The 25,419-nt window shown below is 70.0% G+C and carries 25 protein-coding genes and 3 pseudogenes; 20 read left to right on the forward strand and 8 right to left on the reverse strand.

All coding sequences use genetic code 11. The features are described from left to right. The first annotated feature begins 46 nt into the window (after positions 1-46). From ACFWBB_RS23280 to ACFWBB_RS23320, 9 genes are all read left to right on the forward strand, one after another. Positions 47-574 carry a YceI family protein gene (locus tag ACFWBB_RS23280; protein WP_385275640.1) on the forward strand — a complete coding sequence of 176 codons (528 nt, stop codon included), beginning with the start codon at positions 47-49 and terminating at the stop codon, positions 572-574. 251 nt (positions 575-825) lie between these two features. Next, positions 826-1,695 carry an NAD(P)H-binding protein gene (locus ACFWBB_RS23285; RefSeq protein ID WP_385275643.1) on the forward strand — a complete coding sequence of 290 codons (870 nt, stop codon included), beginning with the start codon at positions 826-828 and terminating at the stop codon, positions 1,693-1,695. Beyond that, positions 1,682-2,332 (forward strand): antibiotic biosynthesis monooxygenase family protein, encoded by a 651-nt coding sequence (locus ACFWBB_RS23290; protein WP_385275646.1) that lies wholly within the window; start codon positions 1,682-1,684, stop codon positions 2,330-2,332. Before ACFWBB_RS23285 ends, ACFWBB_RS23290 begins: the two co-directional genes overlap by 14 nt. A gap of 93 nt (positions 2,333-2,425) precedes the next feature. Further along, on the forward strand, positions 2,426-3,226 hold the full coding sequence (locus ACFWBB_RS23295) for a class I SAM-dependent methyltransferase (RefSeq protein ID WP_385275649.1): 801 nt from the start codon (positions 2,426-2,428) through the stop codon (positions 3,224-3,226). Positions 3,227-3,668: 442 nt separating this feature from the next. Then, on the forward strand, positions 3,669-4,247 hold the full coding sequence (locus tag ACFWBB_RS23300) for a hypothetical protein (protein WP_385275652.1): 579 nt from the start codon (positions 3,669-3,671) through the stop codon (positions 4,245-4,247). Continuing rightward, positions 4,234-5,946, forward strand: a complete 1,713-nt coding sequence (locus ACFWBB_RS23305) for a GH3 auxin-responsive promoter family protein (RefSeq protein WP_385275655.1) — start codon at positions 4,234-4,236, stop codon at positions 5,944-5,946. Before ACFWBB_RS23300 ends, ACFWBB_RS23305 begins: the two co-directional genes overlap by 14 nt. Beyond that, positions 5,943-6,839: a class I SAM-dependent methyltransferase gene (locus tag ACFWBB_RS23310; protein ID WP_385275658.1), complete on the forward strand. Its 897-nt coding sequence runs from the start codon at positions 5,943-5,945 to the stop codon at positions 6,837-6,839. Before ACFWBB_RS23305 ends, ACFWBB_RS23310 begins: the two co-directional genes overlap by 4 nt. Continuing rightward, the gene (locus tag ACFWBB_RS23315; RefSeq protein WP_385275661.1) at positions 6,836-8,065 is read left to right on the forward strand and encodes a hypothetical protein; all 1,230 of its coding nucleotides are present in this window, start codon (positions 6,836-6,838) and stop codon (positions 8,063-8,065) included. Before ACFWBB_RS23310 ends, ACFWBB_RS23315 begins: the two co-directional genes overlap by 4 nt. Further along, positions 8,065-8,850, forward strand: coding sequence for a DUF6182 family protein (locus ACFWBB_RS23320; RefSeq protein ID WP_385275664.1), 786 nt, complete (start codon positions 8,065-8,067; stop codon positions 8,848-8,850). Before ACFWBB_RS23315 ends, ACFWBB_RS23320 begins: the two co-directional genes overlap by 1 nt. A 73-nt stretch (positions 8,851-8,923) precedes the next feature. On the opposite strand, the gene ACFWBB_RS23325 is transcribed toward ACFWBB_RS23320, so the two are convergent. Together ACFWBB_RS23325 and ACFWBB_RS23330 are read right to left on the reverse strand one after the other, a co-directional pair. Then, entirely contained in the window at positions 8,924-9,079 is a 156-nt protein-coding gene (locus tag ACFWBB_RS23325; RefSeq protein WP_385275667.1) for a hypothetical protein, read from the reverse strand. Between the two features lie 2 nt (positions 9,080-9,081). Further along, positions 9,082-9,585, reverse strand: a complete 504-nt coding sequence (locus ACFWBB_RS23330) for a hypothetical protein (RefSeq protein ID WP_385275670.1) — start codon at positions 9,583-9,585, stop codon at positions 9,082-9,084. Between the two features lie 458 nt (positions 9,586-10,043). On the opposite strand from ACFWBB_RS23330, the gene ACFWBB_RS23335 reads away from it, so the two are divergent. Then, complete coding sequence (locus tag ACFWBB_RS23335) at positions 10,044-11,237, forward strand: PP2C family protein-serine/threonine phosphatase (protein WP_385275673.1); 1,194 nt, start codon at positions 10,044-10,046, stop codon at positions 11,235-11,237. Between the two features lie 363 nt (positions 11,238-11,600). Continuing rightward, on the forward strand, positions 11,601-11,735 hold the full coding sequence (locus tag ACFWBB_RS23340) for a hypothetical protein (protein ID WP_385275772.1): 135 nt from the start codon (positions 11,601-11,603) through the stop codon (positions 11,733-11,735). A 278-nt stretch (positions 11,736-12,013) separates the two neighbouring features. On the opposite strand, the gene ACFWBB_RS23345 is transcribed toward ACFWBB_RS23340, so the two are convergent. Continuing rightward, the gene (locus ACFWBB_RS23345) at positions 12,014-12,781 is read right to left on the reverse strand and encodes an intradiol ring-cleavage dioxygenase (RefSeq protein WP_385275676.1); all 768 of its coding nucleotides are present in this window, start codon (positions 12,779-12,781) and stop codon (positions 12,014-12,016) included. A gap of 129 nt (positions 12,782-12,910) precedes the next feature. On the opposite strand from ACFWBB_RS23345, the pseudogene ACFWBB_RS23350 reads away from it, so the two are divergent. The 3 genes and pseudogenes from ACFWBB_RS23350 to ACFWBB_RS23360 all read left to right on the forward strand — a co-directional run. Further along, positions 12,911-14,035: pseudogene (locus ACFWBB_RS23350) on the forward strand (hypothetical protein). 55 nt (positions 14,036-14,090) lie between these two features. After that, the gene (locus ACFWBB_RS23355; protein WP_385275679.1) at positions 14,091-14,381 is read left to right on the forward strand and encodes a hypothetical protein; all 291 of its coding nucleotides are present in this window, start codon (positions 14,091-14,093) and stop codon (positions 14,379-14,381) included. A 234-nt stretch (positions 14,382-14,615) separates the two neighbouring features. Further along, positions 14,616-15,131: pseudogene (locus ACFWBB_RS23360) on the forward strand (helix-turn-helix domain-containing protein); the annotation flags it as partial. A 174-nt stretch (positions 15,132-15,305) separates the two neighbouring features. On the opposite strand, the gene ACFWBB_RS23365 reads toward ACFWBB_RS23360, so the two are convergent. The 3 genes from ACFWBB_RS23365 to ACFWBB_RS23375 form a co-directional block, all read right to left on the reverse strand. Continuing rightward, positions 15,306-16,148, reverse strand: a complete 843-nt coding sequence (locus ACFWBB_RS23365) for a phosphotransferase family protein (RefSeq protein ID WP_385275682.1) — start codon at positions 16,146-16,148, stop codon at positions 15,306-15,308. A gap of 212 nt (positions 16,149-16,360) precedes the next feature. Next, positions 16,361-17,050, reverse strand: a complete 690-nt coding sequence (locus ACFWBB_RS23370; protein WP_385275685.1) for a hypothetical protein — start codon at positions 17,048-17,050, stop codon at positions 16,361-16,363. A 370-nt stretch (positions 17,051-17,420) separates the two neighbouring features. Beyond that, positions 17,421-17,777, reverse strand: a complete 357-nt coding sequence (locus ACFWBB_RS23375) for a hypothetical protein (protein ID WP_385275688.1) — start codon at positions 17,775-17,777, stop codon at positions 17,421-17,423. 465 nt (positions 17,778-18,242) lie between these two features. On the opposite strand from ACFWBB_RS23375, the gene ACFWBB_RS23380 reads away from it, so the two are divergent. After that, the gene (locus ACFWBB_RS23380; RefSeq protein ID WP_385275691.1) at positions 18,243-19,094 is read left to right on the forward strand and encodes a YihY/virulence factor BrkB family protein; all 852 of its coding nucleotides are present in this window, start codon (positions 18,243-18,245) and stop codon (positions 19,092-19,094) included. Between the two features lie 138 nt (positions 19,095-19,232). On the opposite strand, the gene ACFWBB_RS23385 is transcribed toward ACFWBB_RS23380, so the two are convergent. Next, entirely contained in the window at positions 19,233-19,748 is a 516-nt protein-coding gene (locus ACFWBB_RS23385; protein ID WP_385275694.1) for a MarR family winged helix-turn-helix transcriptional regulator, read from the reverse strand. Positions 19,749-19,861: 113 nt separating this feature from the next. Here ACFWBB_RS23385 and ACFWBB_RS23390 point away from each other — a divergent pair, with 113 nt between their 5' ends. Together ACFWBB_RS23390 and ACFWBB_RS23395 are read left to right on the forward strand one after the other, a co-directional pair. Then, positions 19,862-21,226 carry a pyridoxal phosphate-dependent decarboxylase family protein gene (locus tag ACFWBB_RS23390; RefSeq protein ID WP_385275697.1) on the forward strand — a complete coding sequence of 455 codons (1,365 nt, stop codon included), beginning with the start codon at positions 19,862-19,864 and terminating at the stop codon, positions 21,224-21,226. A 216-nt stretch (positions 21,227-21,442) separates the two neighbouring features. Then, positions 21,443-21,592, forward strand: a pseudogene (locus tag ACFWBB_RS23395) (AraC family transcriptional regulator); the annotation flags it as partial. A 57-nt stretch (positions 21,593-21,649) separates the two neighbouring features. Here the strand turns inward: ACFWBB_RS23395 and ACFWBB_RS23400 are convergent. Beyond that, entirely contained in the window at positions 21,650-22,996 is a 1,347-nt protein-coding gene (locus tag ACFWBB_RS23400; RefSeq protein WP_385275700.1) for a jacalin-like lectin, read from the reverse strand. Positions 22,997-23,467: 471 nt separating this feature from the next. Between ACFWBB_RS23400 and ACFWBB_RS23405 the strand changes: the two genes are divergently transcribed. The 3 genes from ACFWBB_RS23405 to ACFWBB_RS23415 are packed head-to-tail and all read left to right on the forward strand — an operon-like array spanning position 23,468 to position 25,350. Next, the gene (locus ACFWBB_RS23405) at positions 23,468-24,094 is read left to right on the forward strand and encodes a DsbA family protein (RefSeq protein ID WP_385275703.1); all 627 of its coding nucleotides are present in this window, start codon (positions 23,468-23,470) and stop codon (positions 24,092-24,094) included. A gap of 37 nt (positions 24,095-24,131) precedes the next feature. Beyond that, complete coding sequence (locus ACFWBB_RS23410) at positions 24,132-24,938, forward strand: MBL fold metallo-hydrolase (RefSeq protein WP_385275706.1); 807 nt, start codon at positions 24,132-24,134, stop codon at positions 24,936-24,938. A gap of 1 nt (position 24,939) precedes the next feature. Further along, positions 24,940-25,350, forward strand: coding sequence for a nuclear transport factor 2 family protein (locus tag ACFWBB_RS23415; RefSeq protein ID WP_385275709.1), 411 nt, complete (start codon positions 24,940-24,942; stop codon positions 25,348-25,350). Positions 25,351-25,419: the final 69 nt, after the last annotated feature.

Below are 25,419 nucleotides of genomic sequence, written 5' to 3' on the forward strand. Positions count from 1 at the left end.
CGCAGCTGCCGGTCCCCCTTCTTCCGACAGCGCAGAGGAGTGCAACATGGCCGTTTTCGGCAACGCGGTGGAGTTCAAGCCCCAGGCAGGCACGTACACCATCGATCCCGCACAATCCACCGTCCGGTTCCGGATGCGCAACTTCTTCGGACTGGCCGTCGTGCACGGCACCTTCGCCGTGACCGGGGGCGAGGTGGTGGTGGACAACCCCGTGGAGTCCTCGACAGTCGAGGTGGTCGTCTCCGCCGCCAGTATCGACACCGGCAACGAGAAGCGTGACGCGCACGTCCGTCAGGCCGGGTTCCTGGACGTCGCCACGCACGGCGAGATGCACTTCCGGGGTGAGCGCGTCGAGGCCGGTGACGGGGCCTACCTGCTCCACGGGCGCCTGACCGTGCGGGGGATCAGCAAGCCGGCCGCACTCACCCTCGACGGAGTCTCCGGGGACGAACGGCGACTGGTGTGCCACGCGGTCACCACCGTCGACCGGTACGCCTTCGGTGTGACGAAGGGCAAGGGGTCCATGGGCCGTCATCTCACGCTGGATCTGGACGTGGTCGCCGAGCGCCGTTGACCGGCCCCGCACCGTCGGCCGGAAACTTCGCGGAATCTTAGAGAAATCTCCTTGCCCGTCGGATTCCCGGACTGTGAAGCTGTAGCCCGAATTCCCGGGAAATAGCGTCGGGGCGGAATCAGCGGCCAGGTCGCACATCTCCTGCGATCAGGCGAGCAATTCATCCGTTCCGGAGAACAGCCGGGAAACCGAGGAGCCCGCAGGAGATCCACCGCGGGAATCCAACGAAGTCAACGGAAAGGGAGAGGGTCATGGGCGCGGACATTACGGCTCTGGTCATCGGAGCCACCGGAAACGTCGGCCCCAACGTGGTCCGTCAGCTGATCGGCGAGGGCGTCACCACCCGCGCCCTGCTCCTGGCGGACGACCCCAGGGCGGGACGCATACCCGACGAGGGAGTCGAGGTCTTCCACGGCGACCTGGCCGACCCCGACAGTCTGCTGCCCGCCCTCGACGGCGTGGAGTCCGTCCTGCTGATGTGGCCGTTCTTCACCCTGAACGTCGACACGGCCCCGGCGGTCCTGGAGCGCATCCAGCGGCATGCCAGGCGTGTCGTCTTCGTCTCCTCGATCGGGGTGCACATCGGCTACGAGCACGCCGACAACAACTGCCATGCCTACCTCGAAGGGCTGATCGAGAAGACCGGCCTGGAGTGGACGTTCCTGCAGACCACCGGGTTCACGGCGAACGCCCGGCTCTCATACGCCCAGCAGATCAAGGCGAGCGGCGTGGTGCGTTCCCCCTACGGCGCCGCAGCCCGCTCGTCCATCCACGAGGAGGACGTCGCCGCCGTCGCGGTCCGTGCCCTGACCAGCAGTGGGCTCGCGGGCCGGCGGCTGGTCATCACCGGTCCCGAGGTCCTCACCCAGATCGAGCAGGTGGAGATCATCGGTGAGTTGATCGGGCGCGAGCTGAGCTGGGAGGACGTACCGGCCGAGGCCGCGCTGCAGGCCATGGTCGGCGCGGGCTGGCCGCCTGCCTACGCCAGCGGTGCCCTCGACTACTTCGCCATGCTCACCCAGGAGCCCGAGCTGATCACCACGACGGTGGAAGAGGTCATCGGCCGTCCGCCGCGCACCTTCCGCGAGTGGGCCGCGGAGTTCGCCGATGACTTCCGCTGAGGGGGCGGGGGAGGGGTTCCGTACCTTCCTCACCCTGCGCACGGACGGACCGCACACCTCGCGGAAGACGGTCACGGCGGTGGAGGAGGAGGTCGTCGGCTGGATCCGCCGCCTGGACGGATTCGTCTCCTCCCGCACCCACCTGGGCCTCGACGGGGACGTCGTCGTGCACACCGTGGCCTGGCGGGACGAGGCGAGCGCCCGGGACCACTACCCGGCCCGTCTCGGCGAGGCACTCCTGAACCGCCTCGGCCCAACCGTCACCCTCCGCACGGACCTGGTCGGCGGCACCCCGTCGCCCGGTGTGCTGGGCCCGGCGGCCGGCAGTCCACCCGGGCTGGTCTGTGTCGCGACCCGGTACGTCGCCGACCGGGCAGCCGCCGAGGCCATGGCGGACCTGCTGCGCCGCAGCGGCGGCTGGAAGAAGGACTTCCCCGGGTTCGTCTCGGCGACGCCGTACATCAGCCCCGACGGCAGGACGTACGTCAACTACCCGCAGTGGGCCGACCGCGACGCCTTCGAGGCGTACATGGCCGATCGGCGCAACGCGGCCGGGCAGCAGGACATCAGCGACCTGGAGGTCGCACCGCCGGACCTCCTGCTGTGCACCCTGGTCGCCGAGACCCTCGCGGCCTGAGACCGGCTGCCCGCCGTCCGCTCGCCCACCGCGCCATCGGCCGTCCGCCATCGGCCGTCCGCCACCCGCACTCGCCCGGAGGAAGAGACAGGCATGACCACGGACGCAGAGGCCGCCCGGAGCACCGGATCGCTGACCAAGGGGCAGCTCTCCCCAATCGACCAGCTACGGCTGTTCGAGAAGAAGTACGACGTGGTGACCACCGGCATCGTCGGCCGGCTGCCCCTCGCACCCACCTGGCGGTGCCTGGACCTCGGGGCCGGCGCCGGGTCCATGTCGTACTGGCTGGCGGAACGGGTCAGTGAGGGATCGGTGCTCGCGCTGGACACCGACACCGGGTATCTCGATCCCGCCCGTGCCGCCAACCTGAGTGTGCGTCAGGCGGACCTGACCACGGCCGAGTTGCCCGAGGGGGCGTTCGACCTGATCCTCGTGCGTGCCGTTCTGGAGCACCTGCCGGAACCCGAGGAGGCGCTCGGCCGTATCACGCGGTGGCTGGCGCCGGGCGGCTGGCTGGTGGCGGAGGACTTCTACTACCTCCCCGCGGAGCACGCCCCCACCCCTGTCGGCAGAGCCCTCGTCGGGGCCTATGTGCAGCGGATGGAGGCCCAGGGCGCCGACATGCGGTGGGCCCGTGCCCTGCCCGCCACCCTGAGCCGGGCGGGGCTGGCGAACGTCGACTCGAAGGTCACCCCCGCGGGCCCAGGCCAGTCGTCGGCCGACGACGAGCTGATCGGCACCCGGCTGCGCCAGGAGGGACACACCCTGGTGGACAGCGGCCTGGTCACGGCCCAGCAGCTCACCGACTTCCTCGACGCCCTCGGTACCCCCCGGGGCCAGGACATGACGACCCTGCTGATCTCCGCGTGGGGACAGCGGCCCACGACAGGCTGACGAGCCCGCCCCACCGGCGAGCGCGCCGGCGACGCAGTCATCGCCGTGTCCCGAAGCCTTCGCTGACGGGCGAAGACGGCACCGCGGCGGGAAATGCGGCGGGACCGGCAGCGGAGAGGAAAAGGAGAGGGAAAGCACTATGCCTTTCAGCCGCGACAATGCGGCCTCGCACCCGAAAGTCCCGGACCTGAAAGTCCCGGACCTGAAAGTCCCGGACCTGAAAGTCCCGGACCTGAAAGTCCCGGACCTGAAAGTCCCGGACCTGAAAGTCCCGGACCCGAAAGTCCCGGACCCGAAAGTCCCGGACCTGAAAGTCCCGGACCCAACAGCCCAGGGCCCGTCGGACCCGGTGAGCGGCGGGCCTGGAAAGGGACAGTCCCGGGGCGGCTCCGTCCCGCAGTTCTTCGTTCTTCTCGGGCCGGACTACGCGGGAAAGTCGTCGGTGCTCGCCGAATTCAGGCGCACGGCCACGCCCTGGCGTCTGGTCTCGGTCGACGACACCTTTCTCGCGCCCGAGCACGCCCTGATCGGACGGCTGCGCCGGGACGTGGTGAAGGACGTGGCACCCAACGAGACCCGGTGGTCCCCGGATTTCCTTGCCGCGATGATGCACACGGCGGTCGTGCATCTGCGGGACCAGCTCATGAACGGCGATCCGCTGACCCCGGCCGTCGTCGACTCCTACTACTACAAGTTCCTCGCGAAGTGCAGGCTGGCCGGTGTTCCCGACGACCCCCTGCTGACCTGGTGGCGGTCTTTTCCCCGGCCGGGCCGGGTCATCTACCTCCATGTCAGCCCGAAGAGCGCCTGGCACCGTTCGCGTGACGGCGCGGACCTCAACTGCCTGGAGTACTACGGTCCGCAGCCGGAGCCGTACGGCTTCAGGCGCTACCAGACCGACCTCGACCGGCTCGTGCGCGAGGAGATACGGGACCTGCCCGTCACCGTCCTCGCGGAGCAGACCGACGCCGCGCGCACCGCGGCCACCGTACGGGAGCTGATCACCCATGAACTCGGCTGACCCGCAGACAGAAACGGACCGCGCGGGTCGCTACACCGCGCGGGTCTACGCGGAACGGGCCCGGCTGCTGGCCGCCCTCGCCGACCCGGCCGGACACCAGCGCCGCGTCCTCGACGACCTGCTGGAGTTCAACGCCGGAACCGACTACGGCACCGCCCACGGCTTCGGCCGCATACGCAACCTCGACGAGTACCGCCGGGCGGTGCCCATCCAGACGTACGCCGACCTCGAACCCTGGATCGAGCGGAGCGCGGCCGGTGAGGCGAACGTCCTGACCGCCGACCGGCCCGCCGTCTTCTTCACCAGCAGCGGAAGCACGGGTGCCCACAAGAAGATCCCGGTGACCCGGCGCTTCATGCGCACCTCGTTCTTCCCCTTCTACTACGCGGCCTGGGCACCGCTCGTCGCCCACTTCCCCGAGGTTCTCGACCGTCCCGGCGCGGTGCTCAACCTCAAGCACGACCCGATCGCCGTCCCGCCCACCACGAGCTCCGGCAAGCCCCATGTCGGCGCCAGCCAGGTGAACTTCGGCGAGACCTTCGGCGAGCCCCTCTCCGCCGAGCCCGGCACCGACGCCCCCTGGGCGGAACTGCCGGTGCCGGTCGCCGCGCACGACCACCTGGAGAAGACGTATCTGCGGCTGCGTCTCGCGGTGGCCGGTGACGTCCGCTGCGTCATCGGGATCAACCCGGCCATGGTCGCGGCCCTGCCCCACCAACTGCGGCTGTGGTGGCCGCGGATCGTCAAGGAGATCCGCGACGGCACGCTCGGCGGCCGTCCCCACGGGAGCCCCGATCCGGACCGCGCGGCCGAACTGGAGCGGCTCGCCGACCGGTTCGGCACCGTACGGCCCGCCCATGTGTGGCCCAGGATGCGCGCGCTGTTCTGCTGGACCACCGGCCTCGCCACCCTCTATCTGCCGCGGCTGAAAGAGGAGTTCGGCGCCGATGTGACCGTACTGCCCGCCCCGGTGGCCGCCTCCGAGGGGCCGGTGGCTGTCGCCCTGGACCGGCACGGCAGCGCGGGAAGCCTCGTCGTCACCGCCTCCGTGTACGAGTTCGTCGACGCCGACGAGGACCTCACGCCCGACACGCAGACCCTGCTGCCGGAGGATCTCGAACCGGGGCGCGACTACCACGTCGTCTTCAGCCACGTCGGCGGTCTCTACCGCTACGCCGTCGGGGACGTCGTCCGGGTCGTCGACCGGGCGCACGGCGTGCCCCGTCTCGCCTACGCGGGGCGCGCCACCCGCAGCGACCACGCGGGGGAGCGGCTGCGCGAGGCCCAGGTCACCCGGGCCCTGTCGGGCGCCCTCGACGCCACCGGGCTCGAACTGCGCAACGCAGCCACCCGGGTGGACAGCGAGGGCGGCACCGGCCGGTACGTCTTCGCCGTGGCGCCCGCCGGCCCGTGGCACGAGGAAGAGGCCGACGCGTTCACCGCACGGCTCGACGACGAACTGGCCCGCGAGTCGATGGGCTACCGCAAGGCACGGGCCGCCGGCCGGCTCGCCGCACCCGCCACGCTCCGGCTGCCCGCCGACGCCTTCCTGCGCGACTGGCACGACACAGTCGCCGGCGGTGTACGGCCCACCCAGGTCAAGGACCGGCTCTTCCGTCAGGACTCCGGCCAGTGGGAGCGGCTCGTCGGTCCCGCCGGGACGGCACCCGGCCCGCTGCCCAGGGAGGAGCGCGCATGACCACGCACCAGAACCCCGCCACCGGTGACCCGGCGGCGCTGACCGCGCTGGAACGCACCGCGCTGCTCACCGCGGCGCTGCGTGCCGCCGAGACGAGCCGAGCGGACCGGCTCTACACGGACCCGTACGCCGCCGGACTTGCCGGGTCAACCGGCAGGGCACTGCTCGCGGAGGTCGCCGCGGTCACCGGCCGTCGCACCGACGGCCAGGACGTGCCGAGCACCCCCGACTTCAATGCGATCCGCACCCGTTTCCTCGACGACCATCTGCGCCACCTCACCCATGAACGAGGCGTGCGCCAGGTCGTGCTGGCGCCCGCGGGTCTCGACACCCGGGCCTGGCGTCTGCCCTGGCCGGACGGAACCCGGCTGTTCGAGATCGACCGGCCCGCTCTCCTCGGCCACAAGAGAGAGCGGCTGGCCGAGGCCACGCCTCGCGCGGACCTCCGCAGTGTCGCGGCCGACCTGACCGGACCCGACTGGGAGGAGACCCTGCGGGCGAGCGGGTACGACCCGGCCCGCCCCTCGGTGTGGGTGCTCGAAGGCCTGCTGTACTACCTTCCGCGGGACGAGGTGCACCGGCTGCTGAACAGGATCGCCGCCTGCTCCACGCCCGGCAGCGGGATCGCCGCCGACCTGGTGAACAGCGCTGCCCTGACACTCCCTCAGATGAGGCCCCTGCTCTCCGTGTTCGAGGGCTGGGGGACCCCATGGGTGTCCGGCTTCGACGAGCCCGAGATCCTCTTCGACGCCTGCGGGTACACGGTGACGGCTCTCCAACCCGGCGACGAGGGAGCCGACTTCGGCCGCTGGCCCGATCCGGTACCGCCCCGTGACGTACCGGGAGAGCGTCGCGTGTTCTTCGTCCACGGCTCACTGCGAGCACCTCGGTGAACGGGAACGGCACCGGAACGGAAGGCGCGGCTACGGCGTTCACCACCGCGGTCGCCACGCGCCGACGGCCCGAGCCCGGGCACGCCGAGCTGCGGCCCGCCGAGCCCCGGCCCGCCCGGCACCGGGTGTTGCTGGCCCCGGTCACCGTCACGCCGTCCAAGCCGCTCACTCCCAGTCACCTCAAGGGACTCCTGTGGTCGGACGTGATGTACCGGGCCACCCGGCATGTCGCCGACGTCACCCTCCGCTACAGCCACACCACCTACCACCCCACCGAACAGACCCTGGGTTTCTGGGAGTTCCTCGACCGCCGGTACGGCGACATGGGGTACTCCTCCCTCGACGAGCGCGACATCGGGGAGCTGTACGTCGCTTTCCGCGCGGCCGACGAGAAGGTGCCGGCAGCTGCCCTGCGCCCCTACGCACAGGCCGTCGAAGACGGCTGGACGCACCCCGTCGCCGTCGCGGTCCTGCGTATCTGGGCCGGGCAGTACACCGAACTCGGCCTGACCGACCCCGGACTGCTCGCCCACCAACCGCCCGGACTCGGCCTGACCGAGGTGGTCGCCCGGCTCGACGCCCTCGGAATGTGCCTGGACCAGCGGGCTCTCGGCGGCCCCGTCTACCTCGACCTCACCCGCCACGGACTACCGTTGCGGACCCTGGTGAGCGCGGACGGCCGGCCCAACTACCTGGCCTGCGCCCTTCGTGAACTCCTGCCCCTGGCACCGGAGTACGACGAGGTCGTCCTGCTCTACGACAGCCAGCTGGATCCCGACTACCAACGCCTCGCCCGCGTCCTCACCGCGCTCGGGCCCACGGTGGTCCGGATACCCGTCGGACGGGTGCCGATCGACGGTACGATCCGCTCCGCGCGGGAGGGCGGCTGGCGCGACCACGACGCCCGTGCTCTGCTCGCCGCCGCGCGATCCGGGCACAGTCCGGAGGCCGTGCGCCTCGGCATGCGGCTGTACTTCGTCGCCGTCCTCGGACCGGGGCAGGCCGAGAGCTACCGGCCCGACCTGCTGCACCAGTGTCTCGGCCGCGCCGAGCGTCTCCTGGCGGCGGCAGACGCGGACCCGGAGCCGTCCGCTCCGCCGCTCGCCGAGCGGGTGGCCCGCCACCGCGGATCCCACCTCCACATCGACCCCTACCGGCTGACGTCGTCCCTCCTCGGCAGACGCCGCCGCCCGTCGGGCGATCTGTTGACGGGGGTGTACCTCTGATGTCGGACGCGAGCGCTCACGCCGCCACCGACACGGCACAGCGGGCCCTGCGGGCCGCCGCGGGGGAGCGCATGCGCCGCGCACGGCCCGAACTGGCCTCGCGCCACGACCTCTCGACGACGGCGGGCCTGACGGCGGCCGGCGCGGCGGTCACCGCCGACGAGGCCGACGACACCGTCGTGGCCGTGGTGGTGCGGGACCTGGACCTGGCGGCCTGGGCCCGGCAGACCTGCGCCTACACCCTGGGACTGGGCGCCCAGGAGGCGGCCGCCTGGCGGCGGGCCTTCACCCGGACCGTGTTCCTCGCGGGCAACCCGGAGCAGCTCCGAGCCCGATTCCCCCTGACCCGTCTCGCTCCCGACCGGTCGGCCGCCTGGACCGCCCCCGGCCCGCCTGAGGCCACCGCCGCATTGCGCCGCCTGCTGAAACTCCTGCAGGCCCCGGTGGAGGTCCCGGTCGGCGAGGATCCGGCGTTCGAGATACCCCGCCCCCCGTCGCACGACGGTCCGCCGACGGGCCGTCCACCCGTCCGCCGGGACCTCTGCCTGGCCACCGTCGACTGCACTGTGTCGGAGGCCCTGATCCACCTGAACCACCTGCTCGCCGAGGCTGTCCTGGACGGTCTGATCGCGCCGGGAGACCGGCTGACCCTGCGCAGGACCCCCCGCCTTGGCGGTCGGCTGGACGACTTCGCGGCCGTACGCGTGGTCCCGGAGAAACACCGTCCCGACCGCCTGCGACTGGTGGCAGCACTGACGGCACCAGCGCCCTGCGGACCGGGGTGACGTCGCCAGGCGGTACGCCGCCCTCCGCCGAGCGGGGTGGATGACCCGCCCGCTCGACCGCTCCTGCCGCTGTTCAGCAGGTCGGAACGCCGGACAGCCAGGCCGGGCCGAGGCGCCCGGCGCGGTCCACCGTGACGCCGACGGAGTCCCGGACGAGCGAGCGAGCGGGCAGGACCGGGGTCGTGGTCGATCCGGCCAGTCCGTCGGGGGCGCGGTTGTCGTCGAGCACGGTCAGAGGACGGTACGCAGACCGAGCGCGGTGTGCAGGGTCAGCCGGGGCAGCGCCTCGCCCGAGCGGTCCGACTGGTCGAGAACGGTCTGCAGCCGGTACTGCAGGTCCTCATCGGCCTCGCCCAGCAGAATGCCGCTGATCATCCATTCCAGCATCACGCCGTTCTCCTCGTCGATCGCGTACGCGTCACCAGGACTGCGGCTCCGCCGGTCATCGGCCCCGGTCACCGCCGAGGCGATCCACCAGCCGCCGTCGACGGGTTCGAACGTCGCCTCGTAGAAGATGTGTCCCGTCCAGCTCCTGCGCACGACGGCGATCCGCCCGTCGATCAGAATGTCCCATTTATCCTCCATGTCCCGCCCCATGAAACCCTGTTGGATGCGCGTCCACTGCTCATGCGTCCACGTGCGGGCGGGCAGCAGCGTCATGGGAACGGGCTTGGCGATGGGGATGACGCGGGGAACCGAATCCTCGGGCGGCGGCGGTCCCACGGGCGCTGACATGCGCATCAGCGTACGAGTACACGCCCCCGCCCGACCAGTGTCGCTCTCCGTGCCCTGTCTGGCTCACGCCGACGCGCAGGTGACCGGCCGGCCTGGTCGACTGGTCGGAGGACTCTGTACATCTTCATGTGGCACCGGTACGCCGCACGGTGCCTTGAGAGCGAGGGACGACCCGGATCACCGGTATCGGGACCCTGGCCGGTCGCCGTCACGGGTTCGGCTCACCGCTGCCGAAGTCACCGCGGGGAGCTGAGCGGAACCCCGGCGTGGTCAACGCGCCCAGGTCGCCGCTTCGGCCGGCGTACCGCTCGGCGGGCCCCGGTTCCGGATAGCGGGTTTACGGGTCGGACAGCCTCTTGCGCGGGTCGGGACCGCCGCCCTGACCAGCCAGGATGGGTATGCCAGGTGATGTTGGGTGGGGTTGGGGAAGGAGTTGTGGCAGCCGTTAGGAGGTTGTCGTGGTGGATAGAGATTTGGAGCTGGGCGAGTTGCTGGCCGCTGCAGAAGCGGCCCCGCCCGGAGAGTCCGTCGACGTGGTGGCACACGATCTGCAGAAGCGGTTCGGTGCGGAGCGGGTGTCTTTCCTGTTCGTCGACCTCATCGGTCAGCGGTTGGTGCGGTTGGCCGCGGCAGGCGGTGAGGACGGAGATGACACCGGGCCGGTCGACTTGCGGGGCAGTGTCTATGACAGCGTTCTGCGGAGCCAGCGTCAGCATGTGGAACCGGACGGCCAGGGCGGACGGCGCGTCATCACGCCGGTCACCAACCGCGGTGACTGTATCGGTGTGTTGGAGGTGAGTCTGCAGTGCGTGGATGACTCGGTGCTGCGGCAGGTGTCCGCCGCGGCGCACGCGTTGGCCTACATCATCGTCACGGATCGCCGTTTCACCGATCTGTATCACCTGTCCCGGCGTACGACCCAGACGAGTTTGGCGGCGGAGATCCAGCACCAGTTGCTTCCCTCGGCGTCGTGCTGTGAGGCGGCCGAGTTCACGTTGGCCGCCGGACTGGTTCCGGCCGATGACATCGGTGGCGACACCTACGACTACACGCTGGACCGGGACACGCTGCACCTGTCGATCACCGATGCGATGGGGCACGACACGAATTCGGCGTTGCTGGCCACGCTGCTCGTGGGTGCGTTGCGGCAGGCGCGCCGCAGTGGCTGTGATGCGCTGAAGCAGGCGCGTCATGCTCATCAGGCGCTGCTGAGTCACAGTCGTGGGCTGGCTACGGGGCAGTTGCTGTGTGTCGATCTCCGATCCGGGCTGTGTGAACTGGTCAACGCCGGTCATCCGTGGCCGCTGCGGCTGCGTGAGGGCAGGGTCGAGGAGGTCAGGCTTGCCGTCAATCTGCCGTTCGGGGTGGCGGCGCCTACTTCCTATCGTCTCCAGGAGTTGCACTTGCGTCCTGGAGACCGTCTGGTCCTGCTGACCGACGGTATGCAGGAGCGCGGTGCCGGGGCAGTCGACCTGGCCTCCCTCATTGAGAGCACCAGTGCGCTGCATCCTCGAGAGGCCGTCCGGGTCCTGACCGCGGCGGTGCTCGGGGCATGCCATGGCAGCCTCAGGGACGATGCCACGGTCTTGATACTGGACTGGCATGGTGATCGCGGCCGGCCGACCGCAGCCGAAGCGGGCCCGCGGCTGTGAGCCCTTGCCGCTCAGCCGATGTAGCCGGTGCGGGGCATGGTGGCTTCCTTCGGACGCTGCCGGTGGTCCCGGTGGTCCCGGTGGTCCCGGTGGTCCCGGTGGTCCGGGCGGTCCCGGTGGTCCGGGCGGTCCGGGCGCTCTCGTTGAGCGACGGGGTTCACGGAGCCGCCGCCGGCAGCCCCCTGGCCGCCGCCGCAGCGCGGGGGGCACCGCCGAACGGGCGCGCCGCCCGTGACGGGGCGGGTCCGGCAGGGCGACGGCCGCTGCGTGGTGGCGCTCGCATGCCGGAGCGGTTCCGTCGGTCGTCACTCCGCCGCGTCTAGCGACGGCACCGGCGTTCAGACCCCCGGGTTACGCGCCCGGATGCAGCCCGAGTCGGCCGGCTGTCGGGTCGCCCTTGACCTCGCCGACGGTGTCACCACGGTCTGGGAGCGATGGAACTCCTCCTCCGAAGAGACCGGATTCGGGCCCGTCGGCATGAACTCCTTCAACCACTAGGCCTACGGCATCTGCCGCTACGCGTCGTTCGGCGCCCGCACCGCCACCTGTGCCTGGCTGCGGGGCCTGAAATGACAACCATGTGCCTACCGGCGAGGCCGTGACCACCGCGATTCTCCTGGTTCTGGAAACCCTGACCCCTGCCCAGCGGGTTCCTGCGGCTGGTGCCGCCCGGGGCGACCCTTGGGGGCAGCCCCCCGGCAGGCCGGCCGGGCGGCACCGCAGACCCGGTGACGCCCAGCCGGAACGAGGAAGGTCAGGTGATTGAGGTCAGATGGTCAGCGCTCTACCCCGAGGGTCAGCGTCCCCGCGTACCCGGAGGATGTCGAGCTGCCCAGGGCCGTCAGGGTCAGGAGGCCGGAAGCGGCGCCTCCGCCGTCGTAGACGGAGTCCTGGGCGAGGGTGGTGCGGGTGACCCTGTTGGCCGAGTACGGGGACAGCCTGCCGACGCGGGTCGTGATCGTCTCACTGAAGTAGAGCTGGCCGGTGTGGAGTTCCTGGCCGCCGGTGAAGGAGCCGTCCGAGGTCAGGGTGACGTTGACGTGGACCTTGACGTGGATGTGGATGCAGCGGCCCACGTACCAGCCGGGATAGATCGTGGTGATGTTGGCGACGCCGCTTGAGTTGGTGAGAACCCCGCCGCGCAGGAAGGTGCCGTCGTCCGGTTCGCTGTGACCGTTTGCGCCCACGAAGCCGGAGTACTCGCCGAGGTGGTCGGCGTGCCATACCTCCACGAGGGCGTTGGAGAGGGGGGCGCAGGTGTCGTCGTCGACGACGGTGAGAGCCAGCTTGAGCGGGATACCCGGCTTGCTCTCGGTGATGTCGGCGCGAACGTACTGTCCGTCGAGGTAGTAGGGGCCTTCGGTCATCTCCCTGGTGAGGGTGCAGACGGCCGCGGCGGCGACGGGGGCGGTGTCGTCCGTCTCGACTGTGGGGGCCTCGTTCGTGGCCGCGACGCCCACGGCCAGGGCCGCGGCGGTGGCGCCGGTGGCCGCGAGCACGGCGCGGCGCGCGAGGGGGGTGCGTGCGTCTGAGGTGTCTGTCATGAACACAACACCATAGAGGAAGTTCCCCTTGTGTATCTGACAGGTCAGGAAACCAGTTGTGCGTCAAGTGACTTGCAGGACAAGGGAGTCGGGCATGCCGACCGGTGGCGAAAACACGTTGGCCGGCCGCTGCCGAGCTGCGACGATGGCCTCTGTTTCGCAAGCGGAGGATATTTCTTCGTCTTCGTCTTCGTCTGTGCGGGGTGCGGCGCCGGACTGACCGCCCCGCTGTCCCAGGTCGCCCTGCCGGCCATGCCCATCAGAAGTACGGGAACGGGCTTCAGCTCCCGGTGCTCATGGAGTCGGGCACGTTCGCTGCGGACCCGGAGCCCTGGGGGCCGCCGTGGCGGAAGTGGGAGGACATCGACCCGGACGAGGCGGCGGCCCGTGGCAACGCGCCGGTCTACGCACCGTCCGACGGCGCGCCCGGCGCGATCGTCATCGCACCTGGAGACACGCGCGGGACCGTGCTGATCCCGGAGACACTGGGTGGTTGTCGACAACGACAACGACAACGACGCCGTACCGCACTCCTGGGCGGAGCTGATGGCGGAGGGGAAGGGCACGCCCCCGTTCGAACCGATCACCACGTGGGGATCGCGGGTGGGGCTGAACCACTGGTGGTCCTGGAGCCCGCGGTGGGAGGCTGCGGGCGGCCGGGCGCTCGCCCACCTGCTGGCGGCCTCGGAGGGCAGGCCGATGACGGTTCCGGACGGACTGGTCGCGGAAGTGTTCCGACGCTCCCTCGGCGCCCTGCTGCCCGCTGGTCCTCCGAGGCGGCACGCCGTCCTGGCCGGACCGGGTCGGCCCACCCCGGACGCGGACGCCGAGATCCTCCTCGTGCCGGCCCATCCGCAGACGGGGGAGGCCTGGACCGCGGCCGGCCCGGCCGCCTCGGCGTACCCGGTACCGCTGCCGTTCGGGATCTGGCTGTGGCTTGCCTTCCCCGAGCCGTCCCTGCCGGTCCCCGCGTCGGGCGGCATGCCCGACGGCGTCCTCCGCGACGAGCTGCCCGCGCCGCGCCCCCGTCACCTGTTCCGGGCCGACCCGGGAGCGTTCCAGCACACCCTGGTCCGGTTACCAGCCGTCCGCAGTCCGTGGCTGCGCGAGATCCTCGACAACCTCACGCAGCAGGTGAGCGCCCGCCTCTTCCAGCCGGCCGGCACAGGACGCCAACACCCGATGTCCGACCCGTCCGGCCACCGTGTGTCCCTCGCCCGCGACGCCGATTCTTCGAGCCGTGAACCCCTGTGACGCTGGTGAGTTGCCGATTTCATGGGTGCGCATGCGACTGATTATGATCTTGGTCATGTCTGTGCAGAGCTTTGACAAGACCCTCTCCCGTAAGCAGAGACTTCAGGAGAAGCAGCGCCGCCAGTTGGCGGTGGTGGACACCGTGGACAAGGCCGAGGCCAAGGCCCGCAAGGCAGAGGTCGAACTGGCCGTGGCGGTCACCGAGGCAGTGCAGGTGTTCGGCGACGAGCAGTCCGCTTCTGAGGGACTCGACATGCCGGTAGAAGCGATCCGGCGCTTTCTCGGCATGGCGCAGGACGAAGCGGCCGGTGCCGACAACGTCGCCGAGGTCTCTGACAAGCCCTGAGCTCGGCGTTCATGGCAGCCCTGGTGTGCGAGCGGTGTCGATGACCCGATGCCGGCGAACCAGCGGGGGAGTTCCGGGCCGCCGTGGTCGGCCCGGAGTCGGATCACCGTTGAGGAAGGCTGCCTCGTGACGGCCGGTCGCATGACGACAGCGATCCGCGGAAGTCCCGGCAAGGCAGGCAGGCAGGCCGGCAGGCCGGCCCTTGGTGTTGAAGAGACTGATGTCGGGCGAAGTCTTCGGATTCGCGAGCGGCTGGCCGAGATCCCCTCGTGGGAGGACCGCTTCGCCTGCATGAACACGTTGCTCGCCCGCCGACTTGAGGCGCGGTCGCCGATGGACCCGGCGGTGGCCTGGGCCTGGAACCGGATCGTCGCCGGCCGGGGCCTCGTACGGATCGACCACCTGGCGGCCGAACTCGGATGGAGCCGCAAGCGTCTGTGGTCCCGGTTCCACTCGTACATCGGTATTCCGCCGAAAGCCGCCGCGAAGCTGGTCCGCTTCGACCGCGCCGTGCACCGTCTGCTCACGGGTGAAGGCGCAGCCCGAGTCGCGGCGGACGGCGGCTACTGCGACCAGTCCCATCTGCATCGGGACGTCATGGCGTTCACCGGCTCAACCCCGGCGACCGTGCTGGGCGAGCCGTTCCTGACGGTCGACGACCGCGCTTGGCCGTCCACGGAACAGCCACCCAGGACGCAGAACCCAGGACATGGTGGCCGCCGGTCCCGCCCTATACCTGCTGCTCGTTGAAGGTGAAGGGCGCCATGCCGCACGCCATGCCGCAGAACCTGCGCCGTGAAGCCCTCGACCTGAGCTGTCCCCGATCCGGTTCGCGAAGTCCTTGCGCAGCCGAGACCGCAGCCCCGCCCACCTGATGACGCTCTATCCGCACGCCGATCCGGACCCAGCCCCTCTGTCTCGAGTTCAGCTCGGTCCGCAGCGGTCGAGCGCGGCACGAACCTCGTTCAGCCCTGCCACTCTCCAGTGGTTCCGGTCAGGCATTTGGTCGTCTCGGCGCCAGCGCCAGGCCGAGAACATCGCCCAGTTCAGGGCGCGGCACCGGTGAAGGAGGGCGTGGTCGGCCCCCGCATAGTGCTTTGCCACTTCTTCGGGCGCATGGGCGAGGTCGAACTCGACCGGCCCCCGGCAGCACGTGGCGAGGTCTACGAAAAGCGGCCCTCTCCTCGTGTTGAGGAGGTTGCCCGGATGAGGCTCGCCGTGCAACAGCTCGTCGTCGGCCTTCTCGATGGTGATCGCGGCGCTCAGTTCACTGAGTGTGTCGCTGAGGAGCTCCCGGTCAGGATCGGGCAGCTCGGGGGACCGCTCCCGGTCGTTCACCTCACTGAGGGCTGCGGCGACTCGACCGGTGAAATGCGGTGCATCCAGATCGATCTGACGCAGCGCGGCATGGTGCCGCAGGAGCGCGTCTGCGTAGTCGGTCGGCGCGATCTCTGATTCCGCACCTTCGTAGTAGGTCCAGAGCGAGATGGCGAAGGCATCACGCAAATAGACTCGAGGGGCGACCCGAGGCTCGAGCTCGGCCACCGGAGCGTCGACGGCGGCGAGACGGCGGGCAACCTCTACTTCGAACTCGGAATCGGCCAGCTGCCCCGCCGGTGCGACCCGAGCCAGGACATCGCAGGGGACCAGGTGCAGCGCGACGCGATCCGAGTTGTGGATGACGACCACGTCGTCGACCTGAAGGCCCAGCTCCGAAGCGGTCGCCCGTCCTGCCTCGACTGCGCGGCGGAGTTCCAATGGCTCCATACCGTCCTCCTTCATTGTGGAGTACACATACGCATCTGGGGACGAAAGCGATGCCTTCGATGTCTTCGCGGACATCATTCGGCGCCCGGACCCGGACCCGGCGACAAGCATCGCAAGGAAGGACCTGCGCAGGCACAGTCCCGGGCAGTGGCCCCCCGCTGCGGCAGGCGCGGCTACGTCCACAACGCCCGGGACGGACGTGGCGGAGCCCGTTAGGGGGTGAAGACCTCGTCGAGGTGGTCGATGGCACCGTCGCTGCCGAGGTGGTAGGTGAACACCAGCCCGGAGTTCGGGTGCGCCTCGAGCCAGTCGAGGAACTCCTGGACGCCGATGTGCTGATTCTCGGTGCTTTCCACGATGGGGTTGGTCACCGTGACGTATGCGGCCTGGTCCATGGGGATGTAGGTCTCTTTGCCGACGGTCTCGAACGGTGCGCCGTCCGAGTCGGGTGAGCCGCACCCCCAGTTGCCATGCTTGACGATCAAGCTCAGAGATCCCCCTTCCGGCGTGTACCGGTAGACCGCGATCTCGTCGGGGGAGATGGGCATCTTGTGGTCACAGTCGTCGGGCGCGTCGTCAGCGCTCACCGAGTTCGTCGCCGTAGGGGTAGGGGTAGGGGGCTTGGAAGCGACCGGAACGACCGTGGAGGACTCGGCGCCACTGCCTGCGTCCGGCGAAGCCGCCGTGGCGGGCTTCTTTCCCGTCGTGACGGCGGTCGCCCCCGTCTTGGCGGCGGTACCGCTCGCCGCCGTCACGCTCGGTTTCGCGTCACCGCCGGTACCCTCCGTGCCGCCGTCACCGGAGCAGCCTGTGAGGGCCAGCGCCCCCGCGGCGCATACGCCCAGTACGACCGCTCGGACAGCGCCCGGTCTGCGACGGCTCTTGCGCGGTGCCAGGTTCATGGATCGTCCCCCATCGTGCTTGTTCGAGATCTCCGTAAGCCTCGTCGGCTCGAGAGGAAGGGACGAGTTTCGGCCGCCGGCGGTTGCGTTCCAGCCAGAATTGCGCAGCGCGGCCTCCGGCTGCCGGACTCCTGGGCCATGAGCCGTCGACGTCCCCGGCGACGAGCGCACGCCCTTGCTGCCCTTCCCTTGGGCGCACCCGAACTCATTCCCCAGGTCGCTTCAGCAAGGCTCCGTGATGCTCGCCTCCCGGTATCCGTCCGACCGAGGGAACAGGCGCCGGCCGACACCTGGACGGCGGTGTGGTCCCGGCCGGCACACGCCGGTCGGGACCACACCGCGTGCAGCGGGTTGTCGGCGCAGGGATTCCTCAGCGGTCGGAATAGCTGAAGTCGCCCACGGTCCAGGCGCTGACCTCCTCGATCGCAACGCGGTACATTCCGCCTGTCTCCGGGATCCCCACCGTGCCCTGCAGGATCCGGGCGACGTGGAAGTGCAGATGCGTGGGCGGCCCCTTCGTCGCGGCGGTTTTGAAGACGGCGGAGAACTCGCCCAACCGGTCGGAATCCGTCAGCACCTCCGACACCCTCTGCCTCCACACTGCTTCGGGAGCCAGCCGACCGGTGATTACAGCACCACCGGTGACCACGGTCAGGGACATTTGATTGCTCTGCTCGGACTCCACCAGGGCGGCGACGTCAATCAGCAGTTCGTCAGGCTTCGACACGAGACAGATTATATTCGTCAGCCATCCAGCTGCTTGAGCGGTGGTACCACCGGGCACGACAAACGCTCACGGTCTTGCCGCCGAAGGCCCGGCGGATGACCGCGGTGGCCCGCCCTCCTGGTTCCGTGGATGTCCTCTCCTCCGTCGTCGACGTGGGGGCCCGCCGCGCGAGCACCGCCTGATCGCCCCCCTCACCCGCCACCGTCGCGACGCCCGCAGTCCGTAGCCGTCGCCCGGCCGGCCACCGGCCGCCCCCCAAGTTCCCGTGGACGTGGGCGTGGATGCGGGAGCATGACGACGGCTCGGTTCACCGCGCCATGGCTGGGCGTGGCAACGGGCCGGGACCTCCCTGGTGACCGCTGGTCTACGCAGCCGCGTGGGGGGTAAGCGGGACACACGCGCCGGGTGCTGTCGCACCATGGTGCCGAAGGTGGTCCGAGGACGGAGAGTGAGAGCATCCGCGTCATGGATGATGCAGACGGTCAGACGGCTCGCTGGTGGGCGGCGCTGCGCCGGACGCCGGTGGCCGTCTGGAACGACGACGTCACGGACTGGGCCGCTGCGCTGACCTACTACGCGGTCCTGGCCCTGTTCCCGTTGCTGCTGGTGATCCTCTCGATCCTGGGTCTGACCATGCCCACGGCCAAGCCGGAGGTCATCGACCGCATGGCGCAGGCCGCCCCGGCCGCGTCCCGCGCTCTGCTGCGCAGCACCCTTCGGCAGATGTCCGCACAGTCGTCAGCGGCATGGACACTGATCTTCGTCGGGGGGACGGGCGCCCTGTGGTCGGGGTGCAGCTATCTGAGCGTCTTCCGCCGGGCGTTGTACGCCATGCACCGGATCAGCGCGGACCGGCCGGTCTGGCGTACGGCTCCGCGCATCATCGCCACCGCTCTCGTCCTGATCTCGCTGCTTCTCACGTCGACCCTCGCGTTGTTGGTCAGCGGCAGTCTGGCCCGGCGTCTGGGGCAGGCCCTGGATCTTGGTACCGGGCCGCAGGACACCTGGGACACACTGCGGTGGCCGGTCGTGGCCGCGGTCGCCGTCGCCCTGGTGCTCGTCCTGTACCGGTCGGGGCCGGCGTCCTCCCGTCCCGTGGGAAGGATGGCGGCCGGCGGCGCACTGGCGGTGGTGCTGCTGCTGATCGTCTCGCTCGGATTCGCCGCCTACACCTCCCATGTCAGCACCTATGACCGTCTGTACGGGTCACTGGCAGGCGTCGTGGTCTTCCTGGTGTGGCTGTGGCTGTCCAACCTGTCCCTTCTGGTCGGCGCACAGTTCAATGCGGAGTTGTCGAAGCCTGTGCCCGGGGAATGACTCGGGCCGCGTCGACCTGAGGGCGGTGCGCAACGGGCAGGTGGCGACGAGCTCGATTCCGCAGGTGACGCGGCGGACGCAACGTCGAAACCGGCAATGAGTCGCCGAGTCGCCGGCAGAGTGCCGCGCCCTGTCAGCTCAGCCAGTGGCTTCGCGCAGCGTCTTGTCGATCTCGCTCAGGGCGTGAGTCAGTCGAACGTAGTCGTCGGCGGCCAACGGTCCGACGAAGAACTGCTCCACCAGGCGGGCATGGACGGCCGCGGCGCGCAGGAATGTCCCACGGCCCTCGGTGGTCGGTTCCACCAGGGCCACCCGCCGGTCCTCGGGAGAGGGCACGCGGCGGACCAGGCCGGCCTCTTCCATCCGGTCGATCAACCGGGTCGTGCCGCTGCTGGTCAGGGTGAGGTCGTCGGCCAGCTGGCGCTGTGAGATCTCCTCTCCGGGTCCGCGGCAGAGCCGGATGAGCACTTCCAGCATGGTGTGGCTGATCCCGCAGTCCCGCCGGAGGGCGGTGTCGATCCGCTGTTCCAGACGGGTCGCGGACTTGATCAGCAGGCCGAAGTCCCGGACGAGTCGACTGTTCGCGGCACGAGCGGCGGCCTCGGCGGCGGGCTCGGCGTCGGCGTCGGCGTCGGGCTCGGGGGTCTCGTTCATCGCCGTGAGTTTACTGCCCGCGCACCTGCTGCCGTCTCAATCGCTGATCAGTCAATTGCTGACTGCTCAATGAAATCCTAGAGTGTGCGCACCCACCAGCGAGAGGGAGATCAGTGGATCTGCAGCACTGGCTCGGTCGAGCCACTCATGCGGTACAGGACTGGGCCGGCACCTTCGGCCCCTACCGGCCCCATCCGTCTCTTCGCGTGGACGACGATCGCTTCGCCGACACCTTCGAGCTGTTCGCAGGGCGACTGAAGGACAACTATCCGTTCTTCCACCCCCACTACGCGGGTCAGATGCTCAAGCCCCCGCACCCCGCGGCCGTGGTCGGTTACCTCACGGCGATGCTGATCAACCCGAACAACCACGCCCTGGACGGCGGACCCGCCACCGCGGCGATGGAACGTGAGGCCGTCGGGCAGCTGGCCGCGATGTTCGGCTATGACACGCACCTGGGCCACCTCACGACCAGTGGCACGATCGCGAACCTCGAAGCCCTGTTCGTGGCCCGCGAACTCCATCCCGGTCGGGGGATCGCCTACAGCGAGGATGCCCACTACACGCACGGCCGCATGTGTCACGTCCTCGGCGTGAAGGGCCACCCCGTGTCCACCGACAACCGGGGCCGCATGGACCTCGACGCCCTGGAGGACCTCTTGCGCACCGGGGAGGTCGGCACCGTCGTCCTCACCACCGGCACCACCGGACTGGGCGCCGTCGACCCTGTCCACCTGGCCCTGCCGATCGCCGAGCGCCACGGTGTCCGCGTCCACGTCGACGCCGCGTACGGCGGGTTCTTCACCCTCCTGGCAGGGGCCGACGGTCCTGAAGGGCTCTCGGCCGAGCCGTGGCGGGCCGTCGCACGGTGCGACTCGATCGTGGTCGACCCGCACAAACACGGACTCCAGCCCTACGGCTGCGGCGCCGTCCTCTTCCGCGACCCCGAGGTCGGCCGCTTCTACCTCCACGACTCGCCCTACACCTACTTCACCTCCGCCGAACTCCACCTGGGCGAGATCAGCCTGGAATGCTCTCGAGCCGGCGCCTCCGCCGCCGCCCTGTGGCTCACCTTCCAGCTCCTCCCGCCGACCCCCGACGGCCTCGGTCATGTTCTGGCGGCCGGTCGGCGGGCAGCGCTGAGATGGGCACAACTCATCGACGGATCAGAGCACCTGGAGCTCTACCAACAGCCCGAGCTGGACATCGTCGGTTACTTTCCCGCCGTCGGACCGGCCACCCTGACCGGCATCGACACGGCATCCGCCCGCATCCTCGCCGACGGCATGACAGGCCCCGACCCAGTCTTCCTGAGCACGCTCAAAGCCGGCCGGGAGGCGTTCACCGCACGGCACCCCGGGGTCACCGCAGACGCCGACGGCGCCCGCATCCTGCGGAGCGTGCTGATGAAGCCGGAGTCCGAGCACCACGTCGAGTACCTGCACGACCGGGTCGAGCAGCTCGCCCGGGCCCGCTGACCGCAGCACAACGGCAACTGGAGTTCCGCCCTGTCCAGCCCGGCCTGGTGGCGCAGTTCCTGTCCGAGCCCGCCTTCGACAGACCGCCTACCAGGGCGTTGGCCTCTGGGCCCTTCCTGCTGGTCATGGAGCGGATCGTGCCCCGTTGGCCCACCGTCGCGCGAGCCTGTCGAGCTGGCCGCCCGGCGTTCGCATGGATGGTGAGGCGCGGGCACCCGACGACTGCTCGCCCACATCGACGAACCGGTGGCGACCGTCGCCCGTCGCCTCGGCTGCCCCGAACCCACCGACTTCGGCAAGTTCCTCACCCGCCACACCGGCGTCACCCCCGGTGTCTTCCGTCAGGCGCACCAGAGCCGGCGGTGATGCGCCGAGCGGCGGCGGCCCGGAGACCGCCGCCGCTTGTCCCGTGCGGGGAGCGGGTCAGCGCTTCGTGTAGATGAAGCCGACCTTGTCGATCTCGTCGGCGGCGCGTCCGTGGAACCCGGCGAGCTGCCAGCCCGACGGCGCGGTGCGCGTCACGCAGTCGGACGTGGTGGTTCCGCCGGACAGGCTCCTGCCGAGGTTCGTGGTGAACTTGGCGTAGAAGATCCGGGTGTGGCCGTCCTTCGCGCCTTGGCACAGCTGGGCGGAGGTGACGTACTCCCCGCTGCCCAGTGTCAGGGAGGACGCCGTGCCGCCGGTGCCGCCGTGGGTGAGGACCTTGCCGTCGCCGAGGGTCAGGCCGACGCTGTCGACGCGGGAGCCGCTGCGCAGCGAGAGGCTGACCGGGCGGGCGCCCGCCGGTACGGCGTCGATGTCGGTGTAGTAGTCACCGTGCGGTCCGCCGTACTGGTCGCTGAGCTGGAAGTCCGCATTGCGCGTCCAGGAGAAGCCGACCGCGATCGGGTCGTGGTCGGACAGCATGAGACCGGCATCGGTGAGGAACTTGGCGTGCTCGTTGCTGTAGGACGTGGCGTTGAGCGACACGAGTTTGCTGCCGCGGTAGAGGACCTTGTCGACGACCTCGCAGGTGTTGGGCACGGTGGGGCCGGTCTGGTCGCAGACGAGGGCGTCGCTGCCCTTGACGGGCGGGGTGCCGCCGCGGATGAGCTTCACCCAGGCGTCGGTCAGGCCGTTGGCGGCGGCGAACTCGGCGATGGTGTCACCGGTGCGGGTGTAGCGGGTGTTGGTGTCACCCATGACGACGACGGCGTTGCCGGCCGAGTGGGCGCTGATGAAGGCCGTCAGCTGACTGAGGTTGTCGGCGCGTGAGGCCAGGTCGCCGTCGTTGGTGCCCGCGTTGGTGTGCAGGTTGTAGAAGTCGACGTAGACGCCTTCCGCCAGCCGCTCACGCATGAAGGAGAAGCCTTTGGGGGTCAGGCAGTCGCCGGAGTCGATCTGGCAGGAGTTCCAGTGCACCCGCTCGAAGTCGTCGGTGTCGTACGGGAGTTTCGCGAGCGTGTTGAGCCCGCTGCCGATGCCGGCGCCGCCGCTGGTGGGGGTGCGGTAGGCGTGCGCGGTGTCAGCGGCGTAGAGGTAGGAGTGGTAGTTGAAGTCCTCCTCGACGTGCACGATGTCGTACGGCGCGATGCGCTGGCCGATGGCCGTGGTGCTGGTGTCGCGGGGCGTGGACGCGCTGGAGAGGCTCTCCGGCAGGCCCGCGACGTTGTAGGTGAGGGTGCTGAAGGACCCGGAGGCCGGGTCCGCGGCAGCGGCGGGGGACGCGGTAGCGACGAACCCGCCGCAGGTGATGGCCGCGGCCGTGAGGCAGGTGAGAAGACGGCGCATGAAGCGGAACTCCTGTGAAGTGGGGTGGGGCAGCGGGAACTTACCGCTGGTAACCCTCTCCTGTCGCCGGCTCGGTCAGGAGAGATCGAAATTTGACCGCGCGGTCCGGGCCGGGGAGTCGGGGGTGGCTGGCCGTCCGGTGTCGACGAGGTGAACCTCTCGACGTGCGTCCGGACGGTTGCGGGTTTGGTGACCATTTGACCCAAGGCTCCTGGCGGAGTTCATGAGCCGCGGCGCAGGATCGTGACGAAGGTCCCGGCGGTCGTCCCGCATCCCCGAAGCCACCACGGCGGCGAGGCGGGGACGGCGCGGCCGTCCTCGATCCGGCCGCGGCGGATGCCCGAAGGTGGCCGGAGGCGCGCACGCGACGGTCGGTGTCTCCGGTCAGGGGAATATCTGACGAGTCAGGTACTGTTGGTCCGGTGAACCGCTCGCACCAGCGGGCACCACACCTCTCTGCCGAGGTCCCCGATGAAGCTGATCTACGTCTTCGACGCCTACTGCGGTTGGTCGCACGGCTTCTCCCCGACGATCCGCGAGGTGATCTCGCTGCATCCGGAGGTCGACGTGGAAGTGGTCTCCGGAGGCCTGTTCACCGGATCGCGCCGGGTGCCGATCCGCGAGTTCGGATATGTCCAGGGCGCCAACGCCAAGATCGCCGAGCTGACCGGAGCCGAGTTCGGTGAGGCGTACGACCGGCTCATCGCCGACGGTTCGTTCGTGATGGACTCGCAAGCCGCTGCACGGGGGCTCGCCGCCCTGCGCCAGGCCGCCCCCGCGAGGGCGGCGGAACTGGCTACGGCGCTGCAGCACGCCTTCTACGTCGACGGCCTCAGCCTCTCCGATCCCGCGATCTACCGGAAGGTCGCCGAGCGGACCGCTCTGGACGCGGACGACGTCGCCGCCGCTCTCGAAGCCCCCGAGACGCGGGCCGCAGCCGAGGCCGACTTCGCGCGCGCCGTCGAGCTCGGTGTCAACGCCTTCCCCACCCTCCTCGCCGCCGCGGGCAGGGACATCACCGTGCTGGCGCGCGGCCAGGCCACCACCGACGACGTGGAGCGGCGTCTCGCGGCGTTCGCCGCCACCCGCTCCTCCTGATTCCCGACCGTCCCCGACCAACCCCCGAGGAACCATCATGAGCACGCTCGACTTCAAGGTCATCGACCTCGACTTCCCGGCCGGCAGCAAGAACAAGACCGCCACCCTCGTCACCGGGGAGAACGAGGCCCTGCTGGTCGACGCCGCCTTCACCCGCGCCGACGGCCACCGCCTCGCCGCCGAGGTCCTCGACTCCGGCAAGAAGCTCACCACCGTCTTCGTCAGCCACGCCGACCCCGACTTCTACTTCGGCGCCGAAGTAATCGCCGACGCCTTCCCCGACGCGACATTCGTCGCGACCCCGATCGTCATCGAGCACATCCAGCACTCCTACGAGGGCAAGCTCAAGGCGTGGGCGGCCCTCGGCCCGAACCTGCCCACCCGCCTGGTCGACCTCACCCCCCTGGCCGGCGGCATCGCCCTGGAAGGCCACACCTTCGAGCTCAGGGGCGGCCCGGCAGCCCTGCCCGACCGCCACTACCTGTGGCAGGCCGAGCACCGCGCCCTGCTCGGCGGCGTCCTGCTCTTCCAGCAGGAGCACGTCTGGGTCGCCGACACCCCCACCCCCGCCGACCGCGCCGCCTGGATCGACCTCCTGGACGAAATGGCCGCGCTGCAGCCTGAGTTGGCCGTCCCCGGCCACCGCCTGCCCGGCACGGCGGCCGACACCTCCGCCATCACCGCCACCCGCGACTACCTCCTCGCCTTCGAGGAGGAGCTCGGCACCGCCGCCGACGGCGCGACGCTGACCGAGGCGCTGGTCAAGCGCTACCCCGACAACGGCATGCTGATCGCCGCGCAGATCGGCGCGAAGGTCGCCAAGGGCGAAATGAAGTGGGGCTGACATGAGCGAGCTGGCGACCTCCACCGCTCCCGCCGACGTCGTACGCCGCCAGTACCTGGCCTCCGCGGCAGGTGACCTCGAAGCCATCCGGGCCACCCTCGCCCCCGACGTGGAGTGGACCGAGATGGCCGGCTTCCCCCTCGCCGGCACCTACCGCACCCCCGACGGCGTCACGAGCAGCGTGATGGAGCAGCTCGGCAAGGACTGGGACGACTGGACCGCCCACGACGACACCTACGTCGTCGACGGCGAGAACGTCGTCGTCCTCGCCCGCTACACCGCGACGAACAAAGCCACGCAGAAACCGATCGACGTCCGCGTCGCCCACCACTTCGTCGTACGCGGCGGACTCATCGTCCGCTTCGAACAGTTCGTCGACACCGCACTCGTCCGCGAAGCGATGACCGGCTGATCTCCCGCACCACCCACCCCGTACGCCGCTGCGCACACGCGTCGCGGCGTACGGGCCGCACCCGAGGAT

Origin of the sequence: Streptomyces sp. NPDC060000, assembly GCF_042737375.1 — a bacterium.
In the GTDB taxonomy this organism is placed as follows: domain Bacteria; phylum Actinomycetota; class Actinomycetes; order Streptomycetales; family Streptomycetaceae; genus Streptomyces.

Bases quoted from the DNA above. Each gene is read 5' to 3' on its own strand.
- ACFWBB_RS23280 (WP_385275640.1), top strand. From the start codon at position 47: ATGGCCGTTTTCGGCAACGCGGTGGAGTTCAAGCCCCAGGCAGGCACG.
- ACFWBB_RS23285 (WP_385275643.1), top strand. From the start codon at position 826: ATGGGCGCGGACATTACGGCTCTGGTCATCGGAGCCACCGGAAACGTC.
- ACFWBB_RS23290 (WP_385275646.1), top strand. From the start codon at position 1,682: ATGACTTCCGCTGAGGGGGCGGGGGAGGGGTTCCGTACCTTCCTCACC.
- ACFWBB_RS23295 (WP_385275649.1), top strand. From the start codon at position 2,426: ATGACCACGGACGCAGAGGCCGCCCGGAGCACCGGATCGCTGACCAAG.
- ACFWBB_RS23305 (WP_385275655.1), top strand. From the start codon at position 4,234: ATGAACTCGGCTGACCCGCAGACAGAAACGGACCGCGCGGGTCGCTAC.
- ACFWBB_RS23310 (WP_385275658.1), top strand. From the start codon at position 5,943: ATGACCACGCACCAGAACCCCGCCACCGGTGACCCGGCGGCGCTGACC.
- ACFWBB_RS23320 (WP_385275664.1), top strand. From the start codon at position 8,065: ATGTCGGACGCGAGCGCTCACGCCGCCACCGACACGGCACAGCGGGCC.
- ACFWBB_RS23330 (WP_385275670.1), bottom strand. From the start codon at position 9,585: ATGTCAGCGCCCGTGGGACCGCCGCCGCCCGAGGATTCGGTTCCCCGC.
- ACFWBB_RS23340 (WP_385275772.1), top strand. From the start codon at position 11,601: ATGCAGCCCGAGTCGGCCGGCTGTCGGGTCGCCCTTGACCTCGCCGAC.
- ACFWBB_RS23345 (WP_385275676.1), bottom strand. From the start codon at position 12,781: ATGACAGACACCTCAGACGCACGCACCCCCCTCGCGCGCCGCGCCGTG.
- ACFWBB_RS23355 (WP_385275679.1), top strand. From the start codon at position 14,091: ATGTCTGTGCAGAGCTTTGACAAGACCCTCTCCCGTAAGCAGAGACTT.
- ACFWBB_RS23365 (WP_385275682.1), bottom strand. From the start codon at position 16,148: ATGGAGCCATTGGAACTCCGCCGCGCAGTCGAGGCAGGACGGGCGACC.
- ACFWBB_RS23370 (WP_385275685.1), bottom strand. From the start codon at position 17,050: ATGAACCTGGCACCGCGCAAGAGCCGTCGCAGACCGGGCGCTGTCCGA.
- ACFWBB_RS23380 (WP_385275691.1), top strand. From the start codon at position 18,243: ATGGATGATGCAGACGGTCAGACGGCTCGCTGGTGGGCGGCGCTGCGC.
- ACFWBB_RS23385 (WP_385275694.1), bottom strand. From the start codon at position 19,748: ATGAACGAGACCCCCGAGCCCGACGCCGACGCCGACGCCGAGCCCGCC.
- ACFWBB_RS23400 (WP_385275700.1), bottom strand. From the start codon at position 22,996: ATGCGCCGTCTTCTCACCTGCCTCACGGCCGCGGCCATCACCTGCGGC.
- ACFWBB_RS23405 (WP_385275703.1), top strand. From the start codon at position 23,468: ATGAAGCTGATCTACGTCTTCGACGCCTACTGCGGTTGGTCGCACGGC.
- ACFWBB_RS23410 (WP_385275706.1), top strand. From the start codon at position 24,132: ATGAGCACGCTCGACTTCAAGGTCATCGACCTCGACTTCCCGGCCGGC.
- ACFWBB_RS23415 (WP_385275709.1), top strand. From the start codon at position 24,940: ATGAGCGAGCTGGCGACCTCCACCGCTCCCGCCGACGTCGTACGCCGC.